The sequence below is a fragment of the Pseudomonas protegens genome, from assembly GCF_003363755.1.
GTDB classification, from domain to species: Bacteria; Pseudomonadota; Gammaproteobacteria; order Pseudomonadales; family Pseudomonadaceae; genus Aquipseudomonas; species Aquipseudomonas danubii.
The window spans coordinates 1,033,633-1,051,236 of sequence record NZ_CP031396.1; the positions used below are offsets into that span (position 1 = coordinate 1,033,633).

18 protein-coding genes and 1 tRNA gene are annotated in these 17,604 nt (G+C 62.9%); 16 read left to right on the forward strand and 3 right to left on the reverse strand.

All coding sequences use genetic code 11. From position 1 onward, the window contains the following. Positions 1–56: 56 nt before the first annotated feature. The 14 genes from gbpA (DWF74_RS04280) (at position 57) to gspM (ending at position 15,046) form a co-directional block, all read left to right on the forward strand. Positions 57–1,625, forward strand: a complete 1,569-nt coding sequence (gbpA, locus tag DWF74_RS04280) for an N-acetylglucosamine-binding protein GbpA (RefSeq protein ID WP_115580434.1) — start codon at positions 57–59, stop codon at positions 1,623–1,625. 235 nt (positions 1,626–1,860) lie between these two features. After that, entirely contained in the window at positions 1,861–3,417 is a 1,557-nt protein-coding gene (gene gbpA, locus DWF74_RS04285) for an N-acetylglucosamine-binding protein GbpA (protein WP_115580435.1), read from the forward strand. A 318-nt stretch (positions 3,418–3,735) separates the two neighbouring features. Further along, a complete protein-coding gene (gene gbpA, locus DWF74_RS04290; RefSeq protein ID WP_115580436.1) occupies positions 3,736–5,289 on the forward strand; it encodes an N-acetylglucosamine-binding protein GbpA in 1,554 nt (517 codons plus the stop codon). Between the two features lie 136 nt (positions 5,290–5,425). Next, a complete protein-coding gene (locus DWF74_RS04295) occupies positions 5,426–5,974 on the forward strand; it encodes a type II secretion system protein N (RefSeq protein ID WP_115580437.1) in 549 nt (182 codons plus the stop codon). Further along, a complete protein-coding gene (gspD, locus tag DWF74_RS04300; protein WP_060844044.1) occupies positions 5,971–7,890 on the forward strand; it encodes a type II secretion system secretin GspD in 1,920 nt (639 codons plus the stop codon). The genes DWF74_RS04295 and gspD overlap by 4 nt, the downstream gene beginning before the upstream one ends. Next, positions 7,887–9,380 (forward strand): type II secretion system ATPase GspE, encoded by a 1,494-nt coding sequence (gene gspE, locus DWF74_RS04305; protein ID WP_115580438.1) that lies wholly within the window; start codon positions 7,887–7,889, stop codon positions 9,378–9,380. The genes gspD and gspE overlap by 4 nt, the downstream gene beginning before the upstream one ends. A gap of 2 nt (positions 9,381–9,382) precedes the next feature. Further along, positions 9,383–10,600 carry a type II secretion system inner membrane protein GspF gene (gene gspF / locus DWF74_RS04310; RefSeq protein WP_115580439.1) on the forward strand — a complete coding sequence of 406 codons (1,218 nt, stop codon included), beginning with the start codon at positions 9,383–9,385 and terminating at the stop codon, positions 10,598–10,600. 61 nt (positions 10,601–10,661) lie between these two features. Next, positions 10,662–11,051 carry a type II secretion system major pseudopilin GspG gene (gspG, locus tag DWF74_RS04315; RefSeq protein ID WP_222933766.1) on the forward strand — a complete coding sequence of 130 codons (390 nt, stop codon included), beginning with the start codon at positions 10,662–10,664 and terminating at the stop codon, positions 11,049–11,051. Between the two features lie 3 nt (positions 11,052–11,054). Beyond that, complete coding sequence (gene gspH, locus DWF74_RS04320) at positions 11,055–11,549, forward strand: type II secretion system minor pseudopilin GspH (RefSeq protein ID WP_162884069.1); 495 nt, start codon at positions 11,055–11,057, stop codon at positions 11,547–11,549. Then, positions 11,533–11,919 (forward strand): type II secretion system minor pseudopilin GspI, encoded by a 387-nt coding sequence (gene gspI / locus DWF74_RS04325; RefSeq protein WP_240322028.1) that lies wholly within the window; start codon positions 11,533–11,535, stop codon positions 11,917–11,919. Before gspH ends, gspI begins: the two co-directional genes overlap by 17 nt. Beyond that, entirely contained in the window at positions 11,916–12,512 is a 597-nt protein-coding gene (gspJ, locus tag DWF74_RS04330) for a type II secretion system minor pseudopilin GspJ (protein WP_115580440.1), read from the forward strand. The genes gspI and gspJ overlap by 4 nt, the downstream gene beginning before the upstream one ends. Next, positions 12,509–13,396, forward strand: coding sequence for a type II secretion system minor pseudopilin GspK (gspK, locus tag DWF74_RS04335; protein WP_162884070.1), 888 nt, complete (start codon positions 12,509–12,511; stop codon positions 13,394–13,396). The genes gspJ and gspK overlap by 4 nt, the downstream gene beginning before the upstream one ends. 6 nt (positions 13,397–13,402) lie before the next feature. After that, positions 13,403–14,542, forward strand: coding sequence for a type II secretion system protein GspL (gene gspL, locus DWF74_RS04340; protein ID WP_102864801.1), 1,140 nt, complete (start codon positions 13,403–13,405; stop codon positions 14,540–14,542). A 3-nt stretch (positions 14,543–14,545) separates the two neighbouring features. Continuing rightward, complete coding sequence (gspM, locus tag DWF74_RS04345) at positions 14,546–15,046, forward strand: type II secretion system protein GspM (RefSeq protein ID WP_240322029.1); 501 nt, start codon at positions 14,546–14,548, stop codon at positions 15,044–15,046. A gap of 76 nt (positions 15,047–15,122) precedes the next feature. On the opposite strand, the gene DWF74_RS04350 is transcribed toward gspM, so the two are convergent. After that, complete coding sequence (locus tag DWF74_RS04350; protein WP_011062013.1) at positions 15,123–15,794, reverse strand: Bax inhibitor-1/YccA family protein; 672 nt, start codon at positions 15,792–15,794, stop codon at positions 15,123–15,125. Positions 15,795–15,917: 123 nt separating this feature from the next. Here DWF74_RS04350 and DWF74_RS04355 point away from each other — a divergent pair. Together DWF74_RS04355 and DWF74_RS30375 are read left to right on the forward strand one after the other, a co-directional pair. Beyond that, a tRNA-Ser gene (locus tag DWF74_RS04355) sits at positions 15,918–16,005 on the forward strand. A 274-nt stretch (positions 16,006–16,279) separates the two neighbouring features. Beyond that, on the forward strand, positions 16,280–16,489 hold the full coding sequence (locus tag DWF74_RS30375) for a hypothetical protein (RefSeq protein WP_162884071.1): 210 nt from the start codon (positions 16,280–16,282) through the stop codon (positions 16,487–16,489). Between the two features lie 20 nt (positions 16,490–16,509). On the opposite strand, the gene DWF74_RS04360 is transcribed toward DWF74_RS30375, so the two are convergent. Both DWF74_RS04360 and DWF74_RS04365 read right to left on the reverse strand, forming a co-directional pair. Beyond that, positions 16,510–16,932 carry a hypothetical protein gene (locus DWF74_RS04360; RefSeq protein ID WP_162884072.1) on the reverse strand — a complete coding sequence of 141 codons (423 nt, stop codon included), beginning with the start codon at positions 16,930–16,932 and terminating at the stop codon, positions 16,510–16,512. A 93-nt stretch (positions 16,933–17,025) separates the two neighbouring features. After that, a complete protein-coding gene (locus DWF74_RS04365; RefSeq protein ID WP_115580441.1) occupies positions 17,026–17,583 on the reverse strand; it encodes a hypothetical protein in 558 nt (185 codons plus the stop codon). Between the last annotated feature and the right edge of the window lie 21 nt (positions 17,584–17,604).

Below are 17,604 nucleotides of genomic sequence, written 5' to 3' on the forward strand. Positions count from 1 at the left end.
TCCCCTTTTTGACTACCCAGTGACACCCACTATTTCAAGGTAAGGATCAATACCAGATGGTTACCTCACAAAGAGCTCGCACCCACCTTAAACTGCCTCTGGTCATCGCCATGGGCATGGCGGCTCTGGCTTCGCAACAGGCAGGTGCACACGGCTACATCGAAAGCCCGAAATCCCGGGCATTCCTGTGCAGCAATGCCGGTGGCAACCTGAACAAGGACTGCGGCAGCGCAACGTATGAACCGCAGAGCATCGAGTACCTGACAGGCGGCAGCCGCGCGGACTTCCCACGCGCCGGGCAGTCCTGCCACGGCGCCTTTACCCAATGCGGCCCAGCCAACGGCACCATCGCCGCGGGCGGACTGGCCGCCTTTGCCAAGCTCAACGAACAAACCTCCACGCGCTGGAAAAAAGTCACCGTCAAGCCTGGGCTGAACACCTTCGACTGGCGCTACACCGCGGCACACGCCACGCGCAACTGGCAGTTCTACATCACCAAGAAGAACTGGAACCCCAACCAGCCATTGACTCGCGACTCGTTCGAGTCAACGCCGTTGCTCACCGATACCTGGAACAACACCATGCCGGCCAAGGCCGGGGGTAAAACCAGCCATAAGGTGAACATCCCGGCTGATCGCAGCGGCTATCACATCGTCCTGGCTACCTGGATGGTGGCTGACAACAGCAACACCTTCTATCAAGTGGTGGACCTGAACATCGATAACGCCGGCGCGCCTGCCAAGCCCGAGGCCGAAGTCGCGAAGTCGATCTGGACCGATATCGGTTCGGTGCAGCCCGAAGCACTGGGAGTCGGCGACAAGGTCAGGACCCGGGTCTTTACCGCGCAAGGCGAACAACTGGCCAAACAGGTGACCCTGGACATTACCTCGGCCGCCATGGCGGACAAGAACACCTGGACCCGGGAACTGGCGAAGAAGGTCAACGCCGCCAACCTCGGCTACCAGATGGGTGATCTGAACGCCAAGGACCAGGTGGTTGCGGTACTGGGCAAGAACACCATCTTCGCCAAGAAAGACAGCGGCATCACCAGCGTCCTGGTGGACCGCACCCTTGCCGAGCGCACCACTGAACTGAGCGTTCTGAGCCTGCATAAGGAGTACCCGATCAAGAACGGCCAGGTCGAGCTGCACCTCAATGCCGTGCTCGAACACACCGACCCGAACGACAGTTACTTCATGTCCCTGGAAATCTTTGACGCAGCAGGCAAGCGTATCCAGCAGGCATACGGCGATGTCGGCAACCTCGCCCCCCACTTCGCCACCACGCTGAAGGACATCCAGCCCGGCCAATACGACCTGGTCATTGTGGCCAGCTCCAAGAAAGGCCGCCTGTTGCAGAAAACCGCCAGCTTCAAGGTCACGCCCGAGGTCGTCGAGCAGAAGCCGGAAAATCCGGCCGACGTCAGCGCCCAGTATGACTACGTCTTCCCTCAGGGACTGCAGTCCTACCAGGCCGGAACGCTGGTTCTGCAACCCAAGGACGGCCAGGTCTATGAATGCAAGCCGCTGCCTTCCAGCAGCTACTGCAAGCAGTGGACGAGCAACATGAACGTGTTCGAGCCGGGCGTCGGCAGTGCCTGGGAATGGGGCTGGACGCGCCAGTAAACACTGATTGCCAACCCCTTGAACGTGGCGCCCCGGCGCCACGTTTTTCTGCTCCCTCTGTAGCCCCAGTCCTGCCCGCACACTCTCGTACTGGTCCCATTCAAGCGCCGAAGACGGCCTCTTACTCTGGCCACGGCCATCGAGCACTGACCATCCCCCGCCGAGCTCACTGCGAGTAACCGCACTGTCAATCGATGCCTGTTGACCCCAATAACGCACAACCAAGGATTAAGCGATGATCACGCTGCACAAAGCCCGTTCATTCCTCAAACTTCCTCTGGCAATGGCCATCAGCATGGCCGCGCTCAGCGCACAACAAGCGGCCGCGCACGGCTATATCGAAAACCCCAAGTCCCGCTCGTACATGTGTAGCGCCAAGGGCGGCAACCTGAACACCAACTGCGGCCCGGTAGCCTACGAGCCACAGAGCGTCGAATACCTGGCCAACGCCAGCCGCGACGGTTTCCCCAGCACCGCCCAAGCCTGCCACGGTGAGTTCACCCGCTGCGGCCCAGCCAACGGCACCATTGCCGCCGGTGGCCTGCGCCATTTCGCCAAACTCAACGAACAGACCGCCAGCCGCTGGACCAAGATGAGCATCAAGCCCGGGCTGAACACCTTCGACTGGCGCTACACCGCGGTACACGCCACGCGCAACTGGCAGTTCTACATCACCAAGAAAGACTGGAACCCCAACCAGCCACTGACCCGTGATTCGTTCGAAGCGGCGCCGCTGCTGACCGACAACTGGAACAACACCCTGCCGACCAAGACCGGCGGCCTCACCAGCCACAAGGTCAACATTCCGGCCGACCGCAGCGGCTACCACATCGTCCTGGCCACCTGGATGGTGGGCGACAACACCAACACCTTCTATCAGGTGGTGGACGTGAACATCGAGAACAGCGAAGTCGCGCCGTCGAGCTGGAAGAACATCGGTGCCGTTCAACCCGAGGCCCTGAGCATCGGCGACAAGGTCATGACCCGGGTGTTCAACGACCAGGGCGAACTGTCGGCCAAGCAGGTCACCCTGAACATCGACAGCGCGGAACTGGCCAAGGAAAGCAACTGGCCCAAGGCGCTGGCGGAAAAGGTCAACCAGGCCAAGCTCGGCTACCAGATCGGCGAACTCAACGACAAGGACCAGGTGGTGCCGCAGTTCGGCAAGAACAGCATCTTTGTCAACAAGAACAGCGATATCAACAGCGTGCTGATCGCCAAGGAACAAGCCGCCAAACCGGCTGAACTCAAGGTCTCCGGCATGCAGTCCGAGTACAGCCTGAAGGACGGCAAGGTCGACCTGCACTTCAACGCCATCGCTCTGAACGGCGACTTCACCATCACCGCCAGCGTGGTCAATGCCAAGGGCGAAACCGTTGCTCACCAGCAAGCCGACAGTGGCAACAATGCGCCGCACTTCAGCCTCGCGCTCAAAGGCGTGACAGCGGGCCAGTACGATCTGGTGGTGGTGGCCAAGTCGAAGAAAGGCGAGCTGCTGCAAGAGACCATCAGCTTCAAGCTCAAGGCCGAGCCAGAGGTTGAGGAAACCCCGGGCGGCGGTGGCAACGAGGGCGGCACCACTCCCGAGACGCCGGCCAAGTACGACCACGTGTTCCCTGAAGGCCTGAAATCCTACAAGGCCGGCACCCTGGTGCTGCAGCCCAAGAACGGCAAGACCTACCAGTGCAAGCCGTTCCCGTACAGCGGCTACTGCGTGCAGTGGAAGGCCGGCGTGACCCAGTACGAACCCGGCACCGGCTCTCACTGGCAGATGGCCTGGATCCTCAAGTAATCCGGCAACTCCCCAGTTGCTCCTTGGGGCGTGACGCGCAAGCGTCACGCTCATTTTTTTTATCCGGCCGGCGCGCTTTTGCACGCCTGCAAAGGCCCGTCAGACGGGTCGCGCCGATCCGCCAAGAATCCAGCAAAAGCTTGTTCTAGAGCCCTTTGACTCTCGTACTCGTCCCATGGGAACACCCGGGAGCAGCACGTAGCCTGTGCTCGCTGGCAAGGCTGCCGGAACAGCGGACCTCCAAGGTGTCCCATTCCCCCATCACCGGCTCCTCGCAGCGCTTCAACACTCATTTTTCAATTGCTCAAGGCATACAGCATGATCAACTCCAACCGGACTCGCTCCTTCCTCAAACTGCCGATCGTCATCGCCATGGCGACGGCGGGACTGGCCGCCCAGCAAGCCTCGGCCCACGGTTACATCGAAAGCCCCAAGTCCCGCGCCTTCATGTGCAGTTCCGATGGCGGCAGACTGAACGTCAACTGCGGTCCAGTGATGTACGAGCCACAAAGCACCGAGTACATCGGCGTGCCCGGCCGTAACGATCTCGAGCACTTTCCAAGCAACGCCCAGGCCTGCACCGGCGACTTCAAGGTATGCGGCCCGGCTAACGGCACCATCGCCGCCGGCGGCCTGGTGCGTTTCTCCCCGATCAACGAGCAGAGTGCTACCCGCTGGGCCAAGACCACCATCAAGCCGGGCCCGCAGAACTTCACCTGGCACTACAAAGCCGGTCACGCCACTCGCTACTGGCAGTTCTACATCACCAAAAAAGACTGGAACCCGAACCAGCCACTGACCCGCGACTCGTTCGAGATGACCCCGCTGCTGGATCAGCCATGGCCGTCCGGCACCGTCCCAGCCCCGTCCGAAGGCAAAACCCATCACACCGTGGACATCCCGTCTGATCGCTCCGGTTACCACGTGCTGCTGGCCACCTGGAAAGTCAACGACACCGACGCCACCTTCTACAGCGTGGTCGACCTGAACATCGACAATGGCGCGGTCATCCCGTCGAACTGGAACACCGTGGGCGCGGTACAACCTGAAGCCCTGAGCATCGGCGACAAGGTCAAGACTCGCGTCTTCAACGCACAGGGCGAGCTCCACGCCAAGCAAGTGGTGCTGAACATCGATAGCGCCGAACTGGCCAAGGCCGACGTCTGGCCGCGCGAGCTGGCGAAGAAGGTCAATGCCGCCAAGCAGGGCTACCAGATGGGCCTGCTCAACGACAAGGACGAAGTGGTGCCGAACTTCGGCAGGAACGAAATCCTGGTCAAGAAAGGCAGCGACATCGTCAACGTGATGATCGACAAGGAACAGGCCGCCAAACCGGGCGAGCTGTCCATCACCGGCATGCAGTCCGAATACACCCTGAAAGACGGCAAGACCGAACTGCACTTCAACGCCATCGCCAAGAACGGCGACTACACCGTGAAGGCCACCGTGTTCAACGCCAAAGGCGAAAGCGTGACCTTCCAGCAAGCGCCGGCCGGCAACACCCCGCACTTCTCCATGCCGCTGAACAATGTCAGCCCCGGGGTCTACGACCTGGTGGTCGTGGCCACCTCGAAGAAAGGCGAAGTGCTGCAAAAGTCCGCCCGCTTCACCCTCAAGGCCGAAGCCGGCGGTGGTGAAGGTGGCAACGAAGGCGGCAACGGCGGTGAAGGCGGCGCCAAGTACGACTACGTGTTCCCCAATGGCCTGAAATCCTACAAGGCCGGCACCGTGGTCCTGCAACCCAAGGACGGCAAGACCTATGAGTGCAAGCCTGGCGCCGTCGCCGGCTGGTGCACCCAGTGGACCAGCGGCTCCAACGCCTACGAGCCGGGCGTAGGTTTCGCCTGGCAGTCGGCCTGGAACGCCAAGTAAGTCATAGCGTCAACCACCCGAGCGTGGCGCCACGGCGCCACGCTCCTTGTTAGCGGTCAAGCCCCCCCATGAGCTCAACCCCCTATTCAAGAACCCTGCTCCGGCAGGGTGAAAACCTGCCGAGACGCCTGTGCTTATGAGCGCCCTTCGCCCCTCGCTTCGCGCTGGCCTGCTGGTCGGCGCCTTGTCGTTTCTGGCGGCCTGGCTGGCGTGGCTGGCGTACGGCAGCTGGCAGTTCCGGCAAAGCCTGAACCCGGCGAGCCTGCAGGCGCCCGCCGTGGTGCCGGCGGCCCCCCGGTCCCAGCCCGACCCGCAAGCCATCGCCCGGCTGTTCGGCGTCCAGTTGCAAGAGCACCCAAGCGACCTGCCCCCGGTGCCGCTGAGCCTGCTGGCCAGCCTGGTGGCCGCTCACCCGGAGCAGTCCCGGGCCCTGATCGAATCGCCGGAAGGCAGCCGCTTCTATGGCATCGGCGAGCCCCTGCCGGGCGGGGGCAGCCTGCGCCAGATCGGCACCGACCAAGTGCGAGTGCAACGCTTTGGCGAGGAACTGATCCTGAGCCTGCCCCAGCACGCAACGCCGTTGCTGACCCCGCAGGCAGAGGACGCCGCCGCGGCCCAACCCCATCCACAGCCAGGCAGCGGGAGCCTGCTGCAACCGTCTGTGCAATCCCCTGGAGCATCATGAATCGAGCCTTTATCGCCGGGTCCCTGCTGACCCTGGGCACCCTGATCAATCCCGTGTACGCCACGGAAAAAACCGCCGCGGCCCAGCAATGGACCCTGAACATGAAGGACGCCGAGCTGCGCGACCTGGTCAACGAAGTGGGCCAGATCACCGGCAAGACGATGATTCTGGACCCGCGCCTGAACGGCAAGGTCACGGTGCAATCGAGCACCGCCATGGATCAGCAGGGCATCTACTCGCTGTTTCTCACCGCCCTGCGCAGCCAGGGTTTTGTCGCCATGGACCAGGGCGACCGGGTGTTGATCCTGCCGGTGGCCGAAGCCAAGACCAAGGCCCACGCCGAGCCCAGCGGCGCCAGTGAAGAGTTCGTGACCCAGGTCATCGAACTGAACAATGCCAACGCCAGCGAAGTGGCCAGCGCGGTGCGCCCGCTGGTGGCCGCGGACGCCTACATGGCGCCCTCCACCACCTCCAACGCCCTGGTGATTTCTGACAGCGCCAACAACGTCGAGCGGGTGCGCCTGGTGATCAACGAGCTGGATAACGCCGGTGGCCGGCAGTTCAGCATCGTGCAGCTCAAGCACGCCTGGGCCACCGAAGTGGCCAAGACCCTGACCGACAGCCTGGCCGACAGCAACAGTGCGATGACCAGCGCCAAGGCCATTGGCGACTCGCGCAGCAACCGCCTGATCCTGGTGGGCCCGGCGCCGGTCCGCCAGCAGATGCAGCGTCTGGCACAGAGCCTGGATGTACCGACCAATGTCGGCGACACCGCGCGGGTGCGCCGGCTCAACCACAGCGATGCGAAGAAGCTCGAAGAACTGCTCAGCGGCATTGGCAAGCGCATGGAGTCCGGCAACCGTGGCGGCGACAGCCAGAAACCCGACAGCCCGGTGCTGGTCAGCGCCGACACCAGCCAGAACGCCCTGGTGCTGATGGCCTCGCCGGCCCAGCTGGCGACCTTCGAAAGCATCATCAACGAGCTGGACCGGCCCCGGGCCCAGGTGCTGGTGGAAGCGGCGATCGTCGAAGTCAGCGGCGACATCAACCAGGCCCTCGGCGTGCAATGGGCCGGCAACCGCGGCAAGCTGTCCGCCGCCGCCAACTTCAATAGCGCCGGCCTGTCCATCGGCACCCTGCTCAACAGCCTGCAGGACGAAAAGCGCCCGAACCTGCCCGATGGCGCGATCATCGGCATCGGCGGCAGCAACTTCGGCGCGCTGATCACCGCCCTGTCCAGCGACTCCAACAACAACCTGCTGTCCACCCCGAGCCTGCTGACCCTGGACAACGAAGCGGCGGAAATCCTCGTCGGCCAGAACGTGCCGTTCCAGACCGGCTCCTACACCACCGACACCGCCGGTGCCAGCAACCCCTTCACCACGGTGGAACGCAAGGATGTGGGGATCACCCTCAAGGTCACGCCACATATCAATGAAGGCAACTTCCTGCGCCTGAATGTCGAGCAGGAAAGCTCCGAGCTGGCCGCCGCGCCGCCGGGCATCAACACCAGCGACGTGATCACCAACAAGCGCTCGGTCAAGAGCACCATCCTGGCCAACGACGGGCAGATCATCGTCCTCGGCGGGCTGATCAAGGACAACGTCAAGGTCCAGGTCAGCAAGGTGCCGCTGCTGGGGGACATTCCCTGGGTCGGCCGCCTGTTCAGCAGCAGCAAGGAAGTCAACGAGAAGACCAACCTGATGGTGTTCCTGCGTCCGACCCTGCTGCGCAACGCCGCCAGCACCGAGCAGATGAGCCAGCACAAGTACAACAACATGCGCTCGCTGCGCAGCCCGGACGGCAAGACCGGCGGCCAGTTGCCTGCCGACGCCCACCGCCTGTTCGACGCCCAGCGCGATGGCGATGCAGGCCTGATCGACATGCGCGCCCCCGGCGCCCAGCGCCAGCCATGATCGCCACCCACGAAGACGCGCGTCTGGCCTTTGCCTACGCGCGCCGCCACGGCGTGGTGCTGGACCATCAGGCAGACGGCGCGGTGCTGTATTGCCGCGCCAGTACGCCGCTGTCGGTGGTGGCCGAAGTGCGCCGTTTCAACGGCGCGTTGCTGCGCAGCCAGGTGCTGGACGACGAAGCCTTCGCCCAGCGCCTGGCCGCTCACTACCGCGACGGACAGAACGGCGCCAAGCAGGTGGCCGACGGCCTGGGCGAGCAGTTCGACGAAGAGTTCGATCTCAACAGCCTGGCCGAGCAACTGCCCAAGACCACTGACCTGCTGGAACAGGAGGATGACGCGCCGATCATCCGCCTGATCAACGCGATCCTCAGCGAGGCGGTCAAGAGCAAGGCCTCCGACGTGCACCTGGAAGCCTTCGAAGAACACCTGTCGGTGCGCCTGCGGGTCGACGGCCTGCTGCGTGAAGTGCTGCGCCCGCGCCGCGAGCTGGCGACCCTGCTGGTGTCGCGGATCAAGGTCATGGCCAAGCTGGACATCGCCGAGAAGCGCATTCCCCAGGACGGGCGGATTGCCTTGCGCATCGCCGGTCATGAGGTGGATGTACGGGTTTCGACCCTGCCCTCCAGTCATGGCGAACGGGTGGTGATGCGCCTCCTGGACAAACAGGCCGGGCGCCTCGACCTGAGCCACCTGGGGATGAATGAGACGGTGCGCCAGCGCCTGGAAATCGCCCTGCACAAACCCCACGGTATTCTCCTGGTCACCGGCCCCACCGGCTCCGGCAAGACCACCACGCTGTATGCCGGGCTGGCCAGCCTCAACAGCCTGGAACGCAACATCCTGACCATCGAGGACCCGGTGGAGTACCACCTGACCGGGATCGGTCAGACCCAGGTCAACGCCAAGGTCGACATGACTTTCGCCCGGGGCTTGCGGGCCATCCTGCGTCAGGACCCGGACGTGGTGATGGTGGGCGAGATCCGCGACCGCGAAACCGCGGAAATTGCCGTGCAGGCCTCCCTCACCGGGCACCTGGTGCTCTCGACCCTGCACACCAACAGCGCCATCGGCGCCGTGACCCGCCTGGTGGACATGGGCATCGAACCCTTCCTGCTCTGCACCTCACTGCTGGGGGTGTTGTCCCAGCGCCTGGTGCGCCTGCTGTGCCCGGAGTGCAAGGAGCCCCACAGCGCCGATGCCGCCGCCTGCGAACGCCTGGGACTGAGCGCCGACGCCGCGCCGCTGCTGTACCGGCCCAAGGGCTGCAGCGCCTGCCAGCACTCGGGGTATCGCGGACGTCGCGGCATCTATGAGCTGGTGCTGTTCGACGACACCTTGCGCCAGCTGATCCACACCGGCGCCGGCGAGTACCAACTGCTGGAGCATGCGCGCCAGCACAGCGCCAGCCTGTTCGACGACGGCCAGGCCATGGTGTTGCAGGGGCAGACCAGCCTGGAAGAACTGCTACGCGTGACCCAGAGGGACTGATCATGGCCGCTTACGAATACCTGGCCATGTGCGCCGCCGGCAAAAAATCCACCGGCGTGGTGGAAGCCGACAGCCCGCGCCATGCCCGGCAACTGTTGCGCGAGCGCCAGTTGGTGATCCTCAAGGTCAGCGCCGCGCAGAGCAAGCGCGTGCGTGGCAAAGGCTTGCTGCAGGTGTCCGGAGGCGGCTTGAGCAGCGCCGAACTGGCCTTGCTCACCCGCCAGTTGTCGACCCTGGTCCAAGCCGCCCTGCCCCTGGAGGAGGTGCTGGCCGCGGTCGCCGCGCAGTGCGAGAAACAGCGGATCAAGAGCATGCTCCTGGCCATCCGCTCCCGGGTCCTGGAGGGTTATAGCCTGGCGGTGGCCCTGGCGGCCTACCCGCGGGCCTTCCCGGATCTGTACCGGGCCACGGTGGCCGCCGGCGAACGCTCCGGACACCTGGGTCAGGTGCTGATCAACCTGGCCGACTACACCGAAGCCCAGCAAGCGGCCCGTCAGCAGATCCAGCTGGCCATGCTCTACCCGAGCATCCTGATGTTGGCGGCCGTCAGCATCGTCGGCTTCCTGCTGGGCTTCGTGGTGCCCGACGTGGTCAAGGTGTTCATCGACAGTGGCCAGGAACTGCCGCTGCTGACCCGGGGCCTGATCGCCAGCAGCGCCTTCCTGCAGGACTATGGCCTGCTCCTGCTGCTGCTGGTGGCGGCCCTGGTACTGGCCGCCCGCGCCGCCGTCCGCAACCCGGCCACCCGCGAGCGCTGGCATGCCCTGGTGCTGCAACTGCCGCTGCTGGGCCGGCTGATCCGGGCCAGCAACTGCACGCGGTTTGTCAGCACCCTGGCGATTCTTGGACGCAGCGGCGTGCCACTGCTGGACGCCCTGTCCATCGCCAGCGAAGTGGTGGCCAATCAGAAAATTCGTACCGGTCTGAAAGACATCGTCCGGGGGGTGCGCGAAGGTATCAGCCTCACCCGAGCCCTGGAACTCAACGGCAGTTTCCCGCCGATGATGCTCTACATGATCGCCAGCGGTGAACGCTCCGGCGAGCTGGACAGCATGCTCGAACGCGCCGCCAAGCAGCAGGAAGAACAACTGGCCAACCGCATTGCCTTGCTGGTGGGCCTGTTCGAACCGGCGATGCTGGTGTTCATGGGCGCCTCGGTGCTGATCATCGTGCTGGCGATCCTGATGCCGATCCTCAGCCTGAACCAATTGATTACCTGAATGCGGAACCCCCTACGTGCAGACTCAGAACAAACAACGCGGTTTTACCCTGATTGAAATCATGGTGGTGGTGGTCATTCTCGGGGTCCTCGCGGCCCTGGTGGTGCCCCAGATCATGAGCCGTCCCGACCAGGCCAAGGGCGCCGCCGCCCAGAGCGATATCAAGGCCATTGCCATGGCCCTGGACATCTACAAGCTCGACAACCATCAGTACCCCAGCAGCCAGCAAGGGCTCGAAGCCCTGGTCAGCAAGCCCAGCGGCAACCCGCCGGCACGCAACTGGAACCCCGACGGCTACCTCAAGCGCCTGCCCATCGATCCCTGGGGCAATGCCTACCAGTACCGCGTGCCAGGCGCCCGCGGCACGGGCTATGACCTGTTCTCCTTTGGCGCCGACGGCAAGCTCGGCGGCGACGGCCTGAACGCCGAGATCGGCAACTGGGACCGCTGAGCGGTGCAACGCTCCCACGCCAAGGGCTTCACTCTGGTCGAAGTACTGGTGGTGGTGCTGATCATCGCCCTGTCCGCGGGCATGATCGGCCTGATCAACCCCGACTCCGCCAGCCGCCAGGCGCGCCGTGAAGGCGATCGTCTGCTGGCGCTGCTGCAACTGCTACGCCAGCAGGCGGTGTTGAGCAACAGCGACTACGGACTGCGCATCGAACCCGACGCCTACTCCGTGCTGCGCCTGGATGAACAGGGACAGTGGCTGGCCGACCGCGACTGGCGGGCCCAGAGCCTGCCCGACAACCTGCGCCTGCGCCTTGAGGTTGCCGAAGCCGGCCCGGCCCTGGGCCAGGCGGTTAGTCGCAGCGCCCTGCCCCAACTGCTGGTGCTGTCCAGCGATGAAACCAGCGCCTTCACCCTGTGGATCGAGCACCGCAACACTCCGTTGCTGACCCTGTCCAGCGACGGCATACAGGAGCCCCGACTTGAAACCGCGAACTGAGCGGGGTTTTACCCTGCTGGAAGTGATGGTGGCACTGGCGATTTTCGCCACGGTGTCGATTGCGCTGTTCAGTGCGATCCAGCATGTGGCCATCAACAGCGGCAATCTGGCCGAACGCACCCAAGCCACTTGGATTGCCGACAACTACCTCAATGAACTGCGCAGCGGCATGCAGCCGCGCACCCTTGGGCGCCAGCAACGACAGGTCGAGTTTGGCGGGCGCAACTGGTGGCTGTTCAGCGAGATCGAGGCGGCCCCGGACTCGCGGTTGCTCAAGGTCAGCCTGCGGGTCTCGGCCGAGCAGGACCCGCAACGGGCCCGGCAATACAGCCGCGCGCAGCTGCTGGGTTACGTCGAGGCCAACCCATGAACCAGCGCGGCTTCACCTTGCTGGAAGTGGTGGTGGCCATCGCCATCTTCAGCCTCCTGGGGTTGGCGACCTATCAGTTGCTGGATCGGGTGATGCGCAGCGACCAGCGCATCCAGACCCAGGAACAGCAGTTGCGCCACCTGCAACGGGCCCTGAGTCTGCTGGAGCGTGATCTGGTGCAAGTGCAGCGTCACGCCCTCAAGGACGACCACAGCCATAGCCAGGCGCTGATCAGCCAGCACCAGGGGCTGCGCCTGCTGCGCGGCGGCTGGCGCAACCCCCTGGACGCTCCGCGCAGCGATCTGTTGCAGGTCAACCATCGCTTGAGCGACGGCGAATGGATTCGCGAAACCCAGGGCCTGGAACGAGACAGCCCTAGCCAGGTGCAACCCTTGCTCAGTGGGGTCGAGCTGGTCCACTTGCGCTTCATCGACGCCCTGGGCCTGCCCCATGACAGCTGGCCCATCGGCAGCGAGGCCCTGAGCCTGCCGGCCGCCGTGGACATTGAGCTGAGCGCGCCCGGCTTCCCGCATATCCGCCGGGTCATTCTGCTCCCCGGCGGCGCCGAAGTGGACGAGGACGCCCCCCCGTGAATAAGCCTCGTGCACAGCGCGGCGTTGCCTTGCTCAGCGTGTTGCTGATCACCGCGCTGGTGACCCTGGTGGTGAGCAATATGCTCGCCCGCCAGCGGCTCAGCCTCGCCAGCAGCAGCCACCTGGTGCAACACCAGCAGCTCTGGCAACTGGCCCTGAGTGGCGAAAGCTGGGCCCGTAGCCAGTTGCAGGAAGATGCCCGCAGCGAAGGCGGCCTGCTGGTGACCCATCTGGGCCAGCATTGGGCCCGACCGGCCCCGGCGTTCCCGATCGAAGGGGGCAGGATGGCGATCCAGATCGTCGATCTGGGCGCGCGCTTCAATCTCAACAGCGCGCTGGTGCAGGACGATGTCATCCCCCGTGCCCGCTACCAGCGGCTGCTGGCCTTGGCCCAGATCAAGCCCCACGACCCGGCGGCGCTGTCGCGCCCTCTTGATCGCCTGGGCCGCCCATTACCCCTGAGCGACATCAGCGAGCTGCGACAATTGCCGGAAGTCGATCGCGCCACCCTGCAACGCCTGTCGCCACTGGTCGCGGCCTATGAACAAGCCCACATCAACCTCAATACCGCCAGCGCCCTGGTGCTGGCCAGCATCGAAGGCATCGACCTGCCGACCGCCCAGACCCTGGCCCAATCGCGCCCGAGCAAGGGCTATCCCACGGTCGCCGCGTTCCTCGCCAACCCCATGCTCCAGGGCCGGGACATTACCCCTCGCGGGCTGAGCGTCAACAGTCGCCAGTTCCGCGCCACCATCGACGTTGAACTGCATGGCCGACGCCTGCGCCTGGTCAGCGACCTGCGCGTCATGAACGCTGAACAGGTCCGGGTGCAACAGCGCACGCTGCTCCCCGGACCGTCCAACGCCCATCTGCTTACCGAGTAACCATTGATGAGCCATTGGCTTTACCTTTCGCCCCATACCACCGGCGACACCCCGTGGCGTTGCCACTGGTGGTCAGCCGGCAGCACGCCCCAGCAAGGCAGCCTGGAACAGGCCGCCGAACAGCTTCGCGAGCATGGATTTGTCCTGCTGCTGCCGATGGAAATGGCCAGTTTTCATCAAGTCAGCGTCCCGGCCCGCAGCGGTCGCTGGTTGCGCCAGGCGCTGCACAGTGCCCTGGAAGAACACCTGATCGACGACGTCGAGCACTTGCACATGGCCCATGGCCCATTGCGCGAGCGACGTCACTGCTCGGTGCTGGTCATCAATCGCGAGCGCCTGCAGCGTTGCCTCAAGCGCCTGGCCGAACACGGACTGCACCCGGCGCGCATGCACATCGATGCCGACTGCCTGCCCCAGGACCGGCCACGAGCCCTGGCCTGGGACGGCCGCTGGCTGTTGGGCGGCAGCGCCCCACTGCGCCTGACCCTCAGCGACCAGGAGCTCGGCGACCTGAGCCGGTTGGTGCCGGACGGGCTACTGTGGCAAGGCGCCCAGGCCCCGGGCATCGACGGCCTGGAACCGCAGCACTGGCAGGTCGAAGAGCAGCCTTGGCAAGTGCTCAGCCAGGGCAGCCTGCAGGCAATCGACCTGTGCCAGGGCCAATTCCAGCGCCGCACCCGTAAAGCGAAGCCCTGGCGCCTGACGCTACTGGTGCTGGCGATTGCCGGCGGCGCCCATCTGTTGCAGAACATCGGGCACCGGCTGTACCTGGAGCAACGCAGCGACCAGTTGCACGCCGCCAGCCAGAGTCTGTGGCAAGAGCGCTTTGCCGATGAACCGGTTACCGCCGATCTGGCGCGTCAGGTGCGGCTCAAGCAACGCCAACAGGTGCAGGAAACACCGGGCGTAGCCCTGCGTCTGTCGCAACTGGCGGAGCAATGGGTCGCCAGTGGCGGCGCGCTGTCGATGATCCAGCGTCTGGATTACCAGGCCGAGGAAGGCTGGAGCCTGCAAGTGAGCGCCCCGGCCTTTGCCGATCTGCAAATGCTGCGCGAGGGCCTGATCAACCAGGGCCTGAGCGTCAGCACCGACTCATCCGTGCGGGACGCTCAAGGCGTCTCCGCGCGTTTTCAAATCAAGGAGTAAGACGTGAATCCATCCAGCGCCACGACTCCGACCAGGACCGCCCTGGCGACCCCACTCCGACAACGCTGGCAGCGTCTGGCAAAGCGCGAACAACGGGCGGTACAAGCCCTGGTGGTCTTCGCTGGCCTGACCAGCCTCTATCTACTCTGGCAACCGCAACAACAGGCTCTGGCCCTGGCCGAGCAACGCTATACCGAGGAAACGCAATTGCTTTTAGATCTACAACGGCTGCCCGTCAGCACCTCCGCACTTCGTGGCCCAGTCATTTCCGGTGATGCCCTGCCGGGCATGCTGGCACGCTCCAGCAGCCAGGCCGGGCTCAACCTGGAACGCATGGACCAGGAGGATGAAGGACGGGTCAACCTCAGTCTGGAGGGGCCTCTCAACGGCCTGATCACCTGGATCGACCAGTTGGAGCAGCAGCAAGTCGCCGTGCTGTCGTTCTCCATCGAGGTCAACAAGGACGCCATGGCCAGCGCACGCTTGCAGCTGCACAGCCCTTGAAACCTTGTCACGCTTGAAACCTGGACAACAAAAAGCCCGCCGAAGCGGGCTTTTTTTATTGGCTCAACAACCGGATTCAGTCATCGCGGCCCATGATGCCGAACAGCTGCAGCAGGCTGACGAACAGGTTGTAGATCGATACATACAGGCTGATGGTGGCCATGATGTAGTTGCGTTCGCCGCCATGGATGATGGCGCTGGTCTGGAACAGGATGCACACCGAGGAGAACAGCACGAAACCGGCGCTGATCGCCAACTGCAGACCGCTGATCTGGAAGAACAGGCTGGCCAGCACGGCGCCCATCAACACGAAGAAACCAGCGGTGATGAAACCACCGAGGAAGCTCATGTCCTTGCGGGTGATCAGCACATAGGCCGACAGACCACCAAACACCAGCGCCGTCATGGCGAAGGCCGAGCTAACGACTTCAGCACCGCCCTGCATGCCCAGGTAACGGTTGAGGATCGGGCCGAGCAAAAAGCCCATGAAGCCGGTCAGGGCGAACGCCGAGACCAGGCCCCAGGCCGAGTCGCGGAGTTTGTTGGTGAGGAAGAACAGACCGTAAAAGCCGATCAGCACCACGAAGATGTTCGGGTAGCCGACCCGCATCTGCTGCGCCACATAAGCCATGACACCGCTGAACGCGAGGGTCAGGGCCAGCAAGCCATAAGTGTTGCGCAGGACGCGGCTAACCTCTAGCTGCTCGGCCTGCACGCCGTTGTTAACTGCGTAATCCTGTTCGCGCATGGCGACACTCCTGTTGGGGGAAACATTTAGTGGCAAGGATGATAACAGAGGCTCTGTAACTCGCTATGCAGAGAGTTTGACAGTGTGTTTCATTCGGGTATTATGGCGCCCGCAATGCGATCTGGAGGTGTGGCCGAGTGGTTTAAGGCAGCGGTCTTGAAAACCGCCGACTGTAACAGGTCCTAGAGTTCGAATCTCTACGCCTCCGCCAAATCTCAACGAGAAAGCCCTGATTTTTCAGGGCTTTTTTGTGTCTGGGGGATTTTACTCCTGACCTCGCCACGTCGACCCAGCTCAAGCATTTTTGGACGCGTCCGAATACTTTGCTCTTTTTGAGAGGCTTTCGCCTCAATCCAATGCAACCGCAATATGCCGATTGTGCATACTGCTGTAGCCCGTCTCCGGCGTTCTGCCGACCGTACACCACCCCTACCCCCTAAAGTTCGTCGGCGCAAATCGCGCCTGGCTCAAGCCTCGATCACTGTATGCACATACAGCATGGTATTCGAGGTAGTACCGTGCACACCGAAGACGACACAGCCGATTGGCTGGGCATTCCTTCGCCCCTTGAAACCTGCAAGCAGCACATCCTGTTGCTGGAGAACGAAATCGCGGAGCTGACCCGCCTGCTGCGCGAAAGCCGGCACAACGCCTTCAAGCTCGCAGAGATGCACTCGCAGGTAGCCAAAGAATGAGATGTACTGGCCGGGGCGATTCAGAACTCCTTTTCTTCCGGTTGCTGGTCACTCTCCTGGGGCTGTTTGGAATCTGCCCGGTATGAAACCAGTGCCATAAAAATCTTCATTGACTCCAGTCCTGCCATCCCCCCCGCCAACTCAACAGGCGGCGCATCAACATCTGGCGACTCCTGTTGTCGCTGTAAGCGCTCCTGAGCCTCCAACTTCCGAACGCTCTCGCGGTAATCCTTGTAATCGAGCGCATAAGGTGCCGACATCATACAAACCTGCATAGCTGCCAGCCCAGCAACCCCGCCCGCCAACAGATTGGCCCAAAAGATAGGAATGCGGCCACGGAAACGAATGATAAGCATTGTGACCATAACCCCAACCCAGACAAACAGCTGAAATGGGATAGAAACTATTGCAAGTGACTCCCAAACCTCCCAATTGAGCAACATCCACAACGTCTGTAACACCGATAACTCTCCAGAATCTCAAAGCCAAAGAAACCCAGAGTCCGCTGGATTTACTTTTCAACCGAGCAGCAAACTTCAGTAGACGTTCATCTCAAAGGGCACGTACTGGGTTTTGATCTTGTTGAAATAGAAGGCCATTTCAAATGGCTTTTGCTTTGACAAAGTCCACGCTCGGGAGGAGCTTTTCAGCGCAGCTTCAGACGACTCCAGTTCAGGCTGCAAAGTGCGCATAACGGCGTAGGTCGAGCACATCATGAGACGAAGTTCGGGATCGTCCTTTGCTCCCTTGCTACCCAGGAACTTGGCATTGCCTACCTTCCCAGCACTGTTGATTTCAACAAACATCTCCAGCTGGGCCCCCTTCAAGCTCAAGGTTTGGTAAATCACCTCACCATTCTTCATGGCTTGGGCCTTACCAAACGCAACGCCTGAACACTGCGGAACCTCCTTGAATCTCTTTTTCATTCCAGACTCAAGTTCCTTCGAAGTCAGAGGCAAGCCGCCGGCAGGCTTAGCCTCGTCTTTTTTCGAATCCCAGTCCTCCGGGATCAAATACTCGACTTCATCCTTTGCCGCGAATGCAGGCACCACTTGCGCAGCCAGAAGAGCGCACACAGCTAAACGACCGATCATTCCTTTTGACCTCCTTCCAAT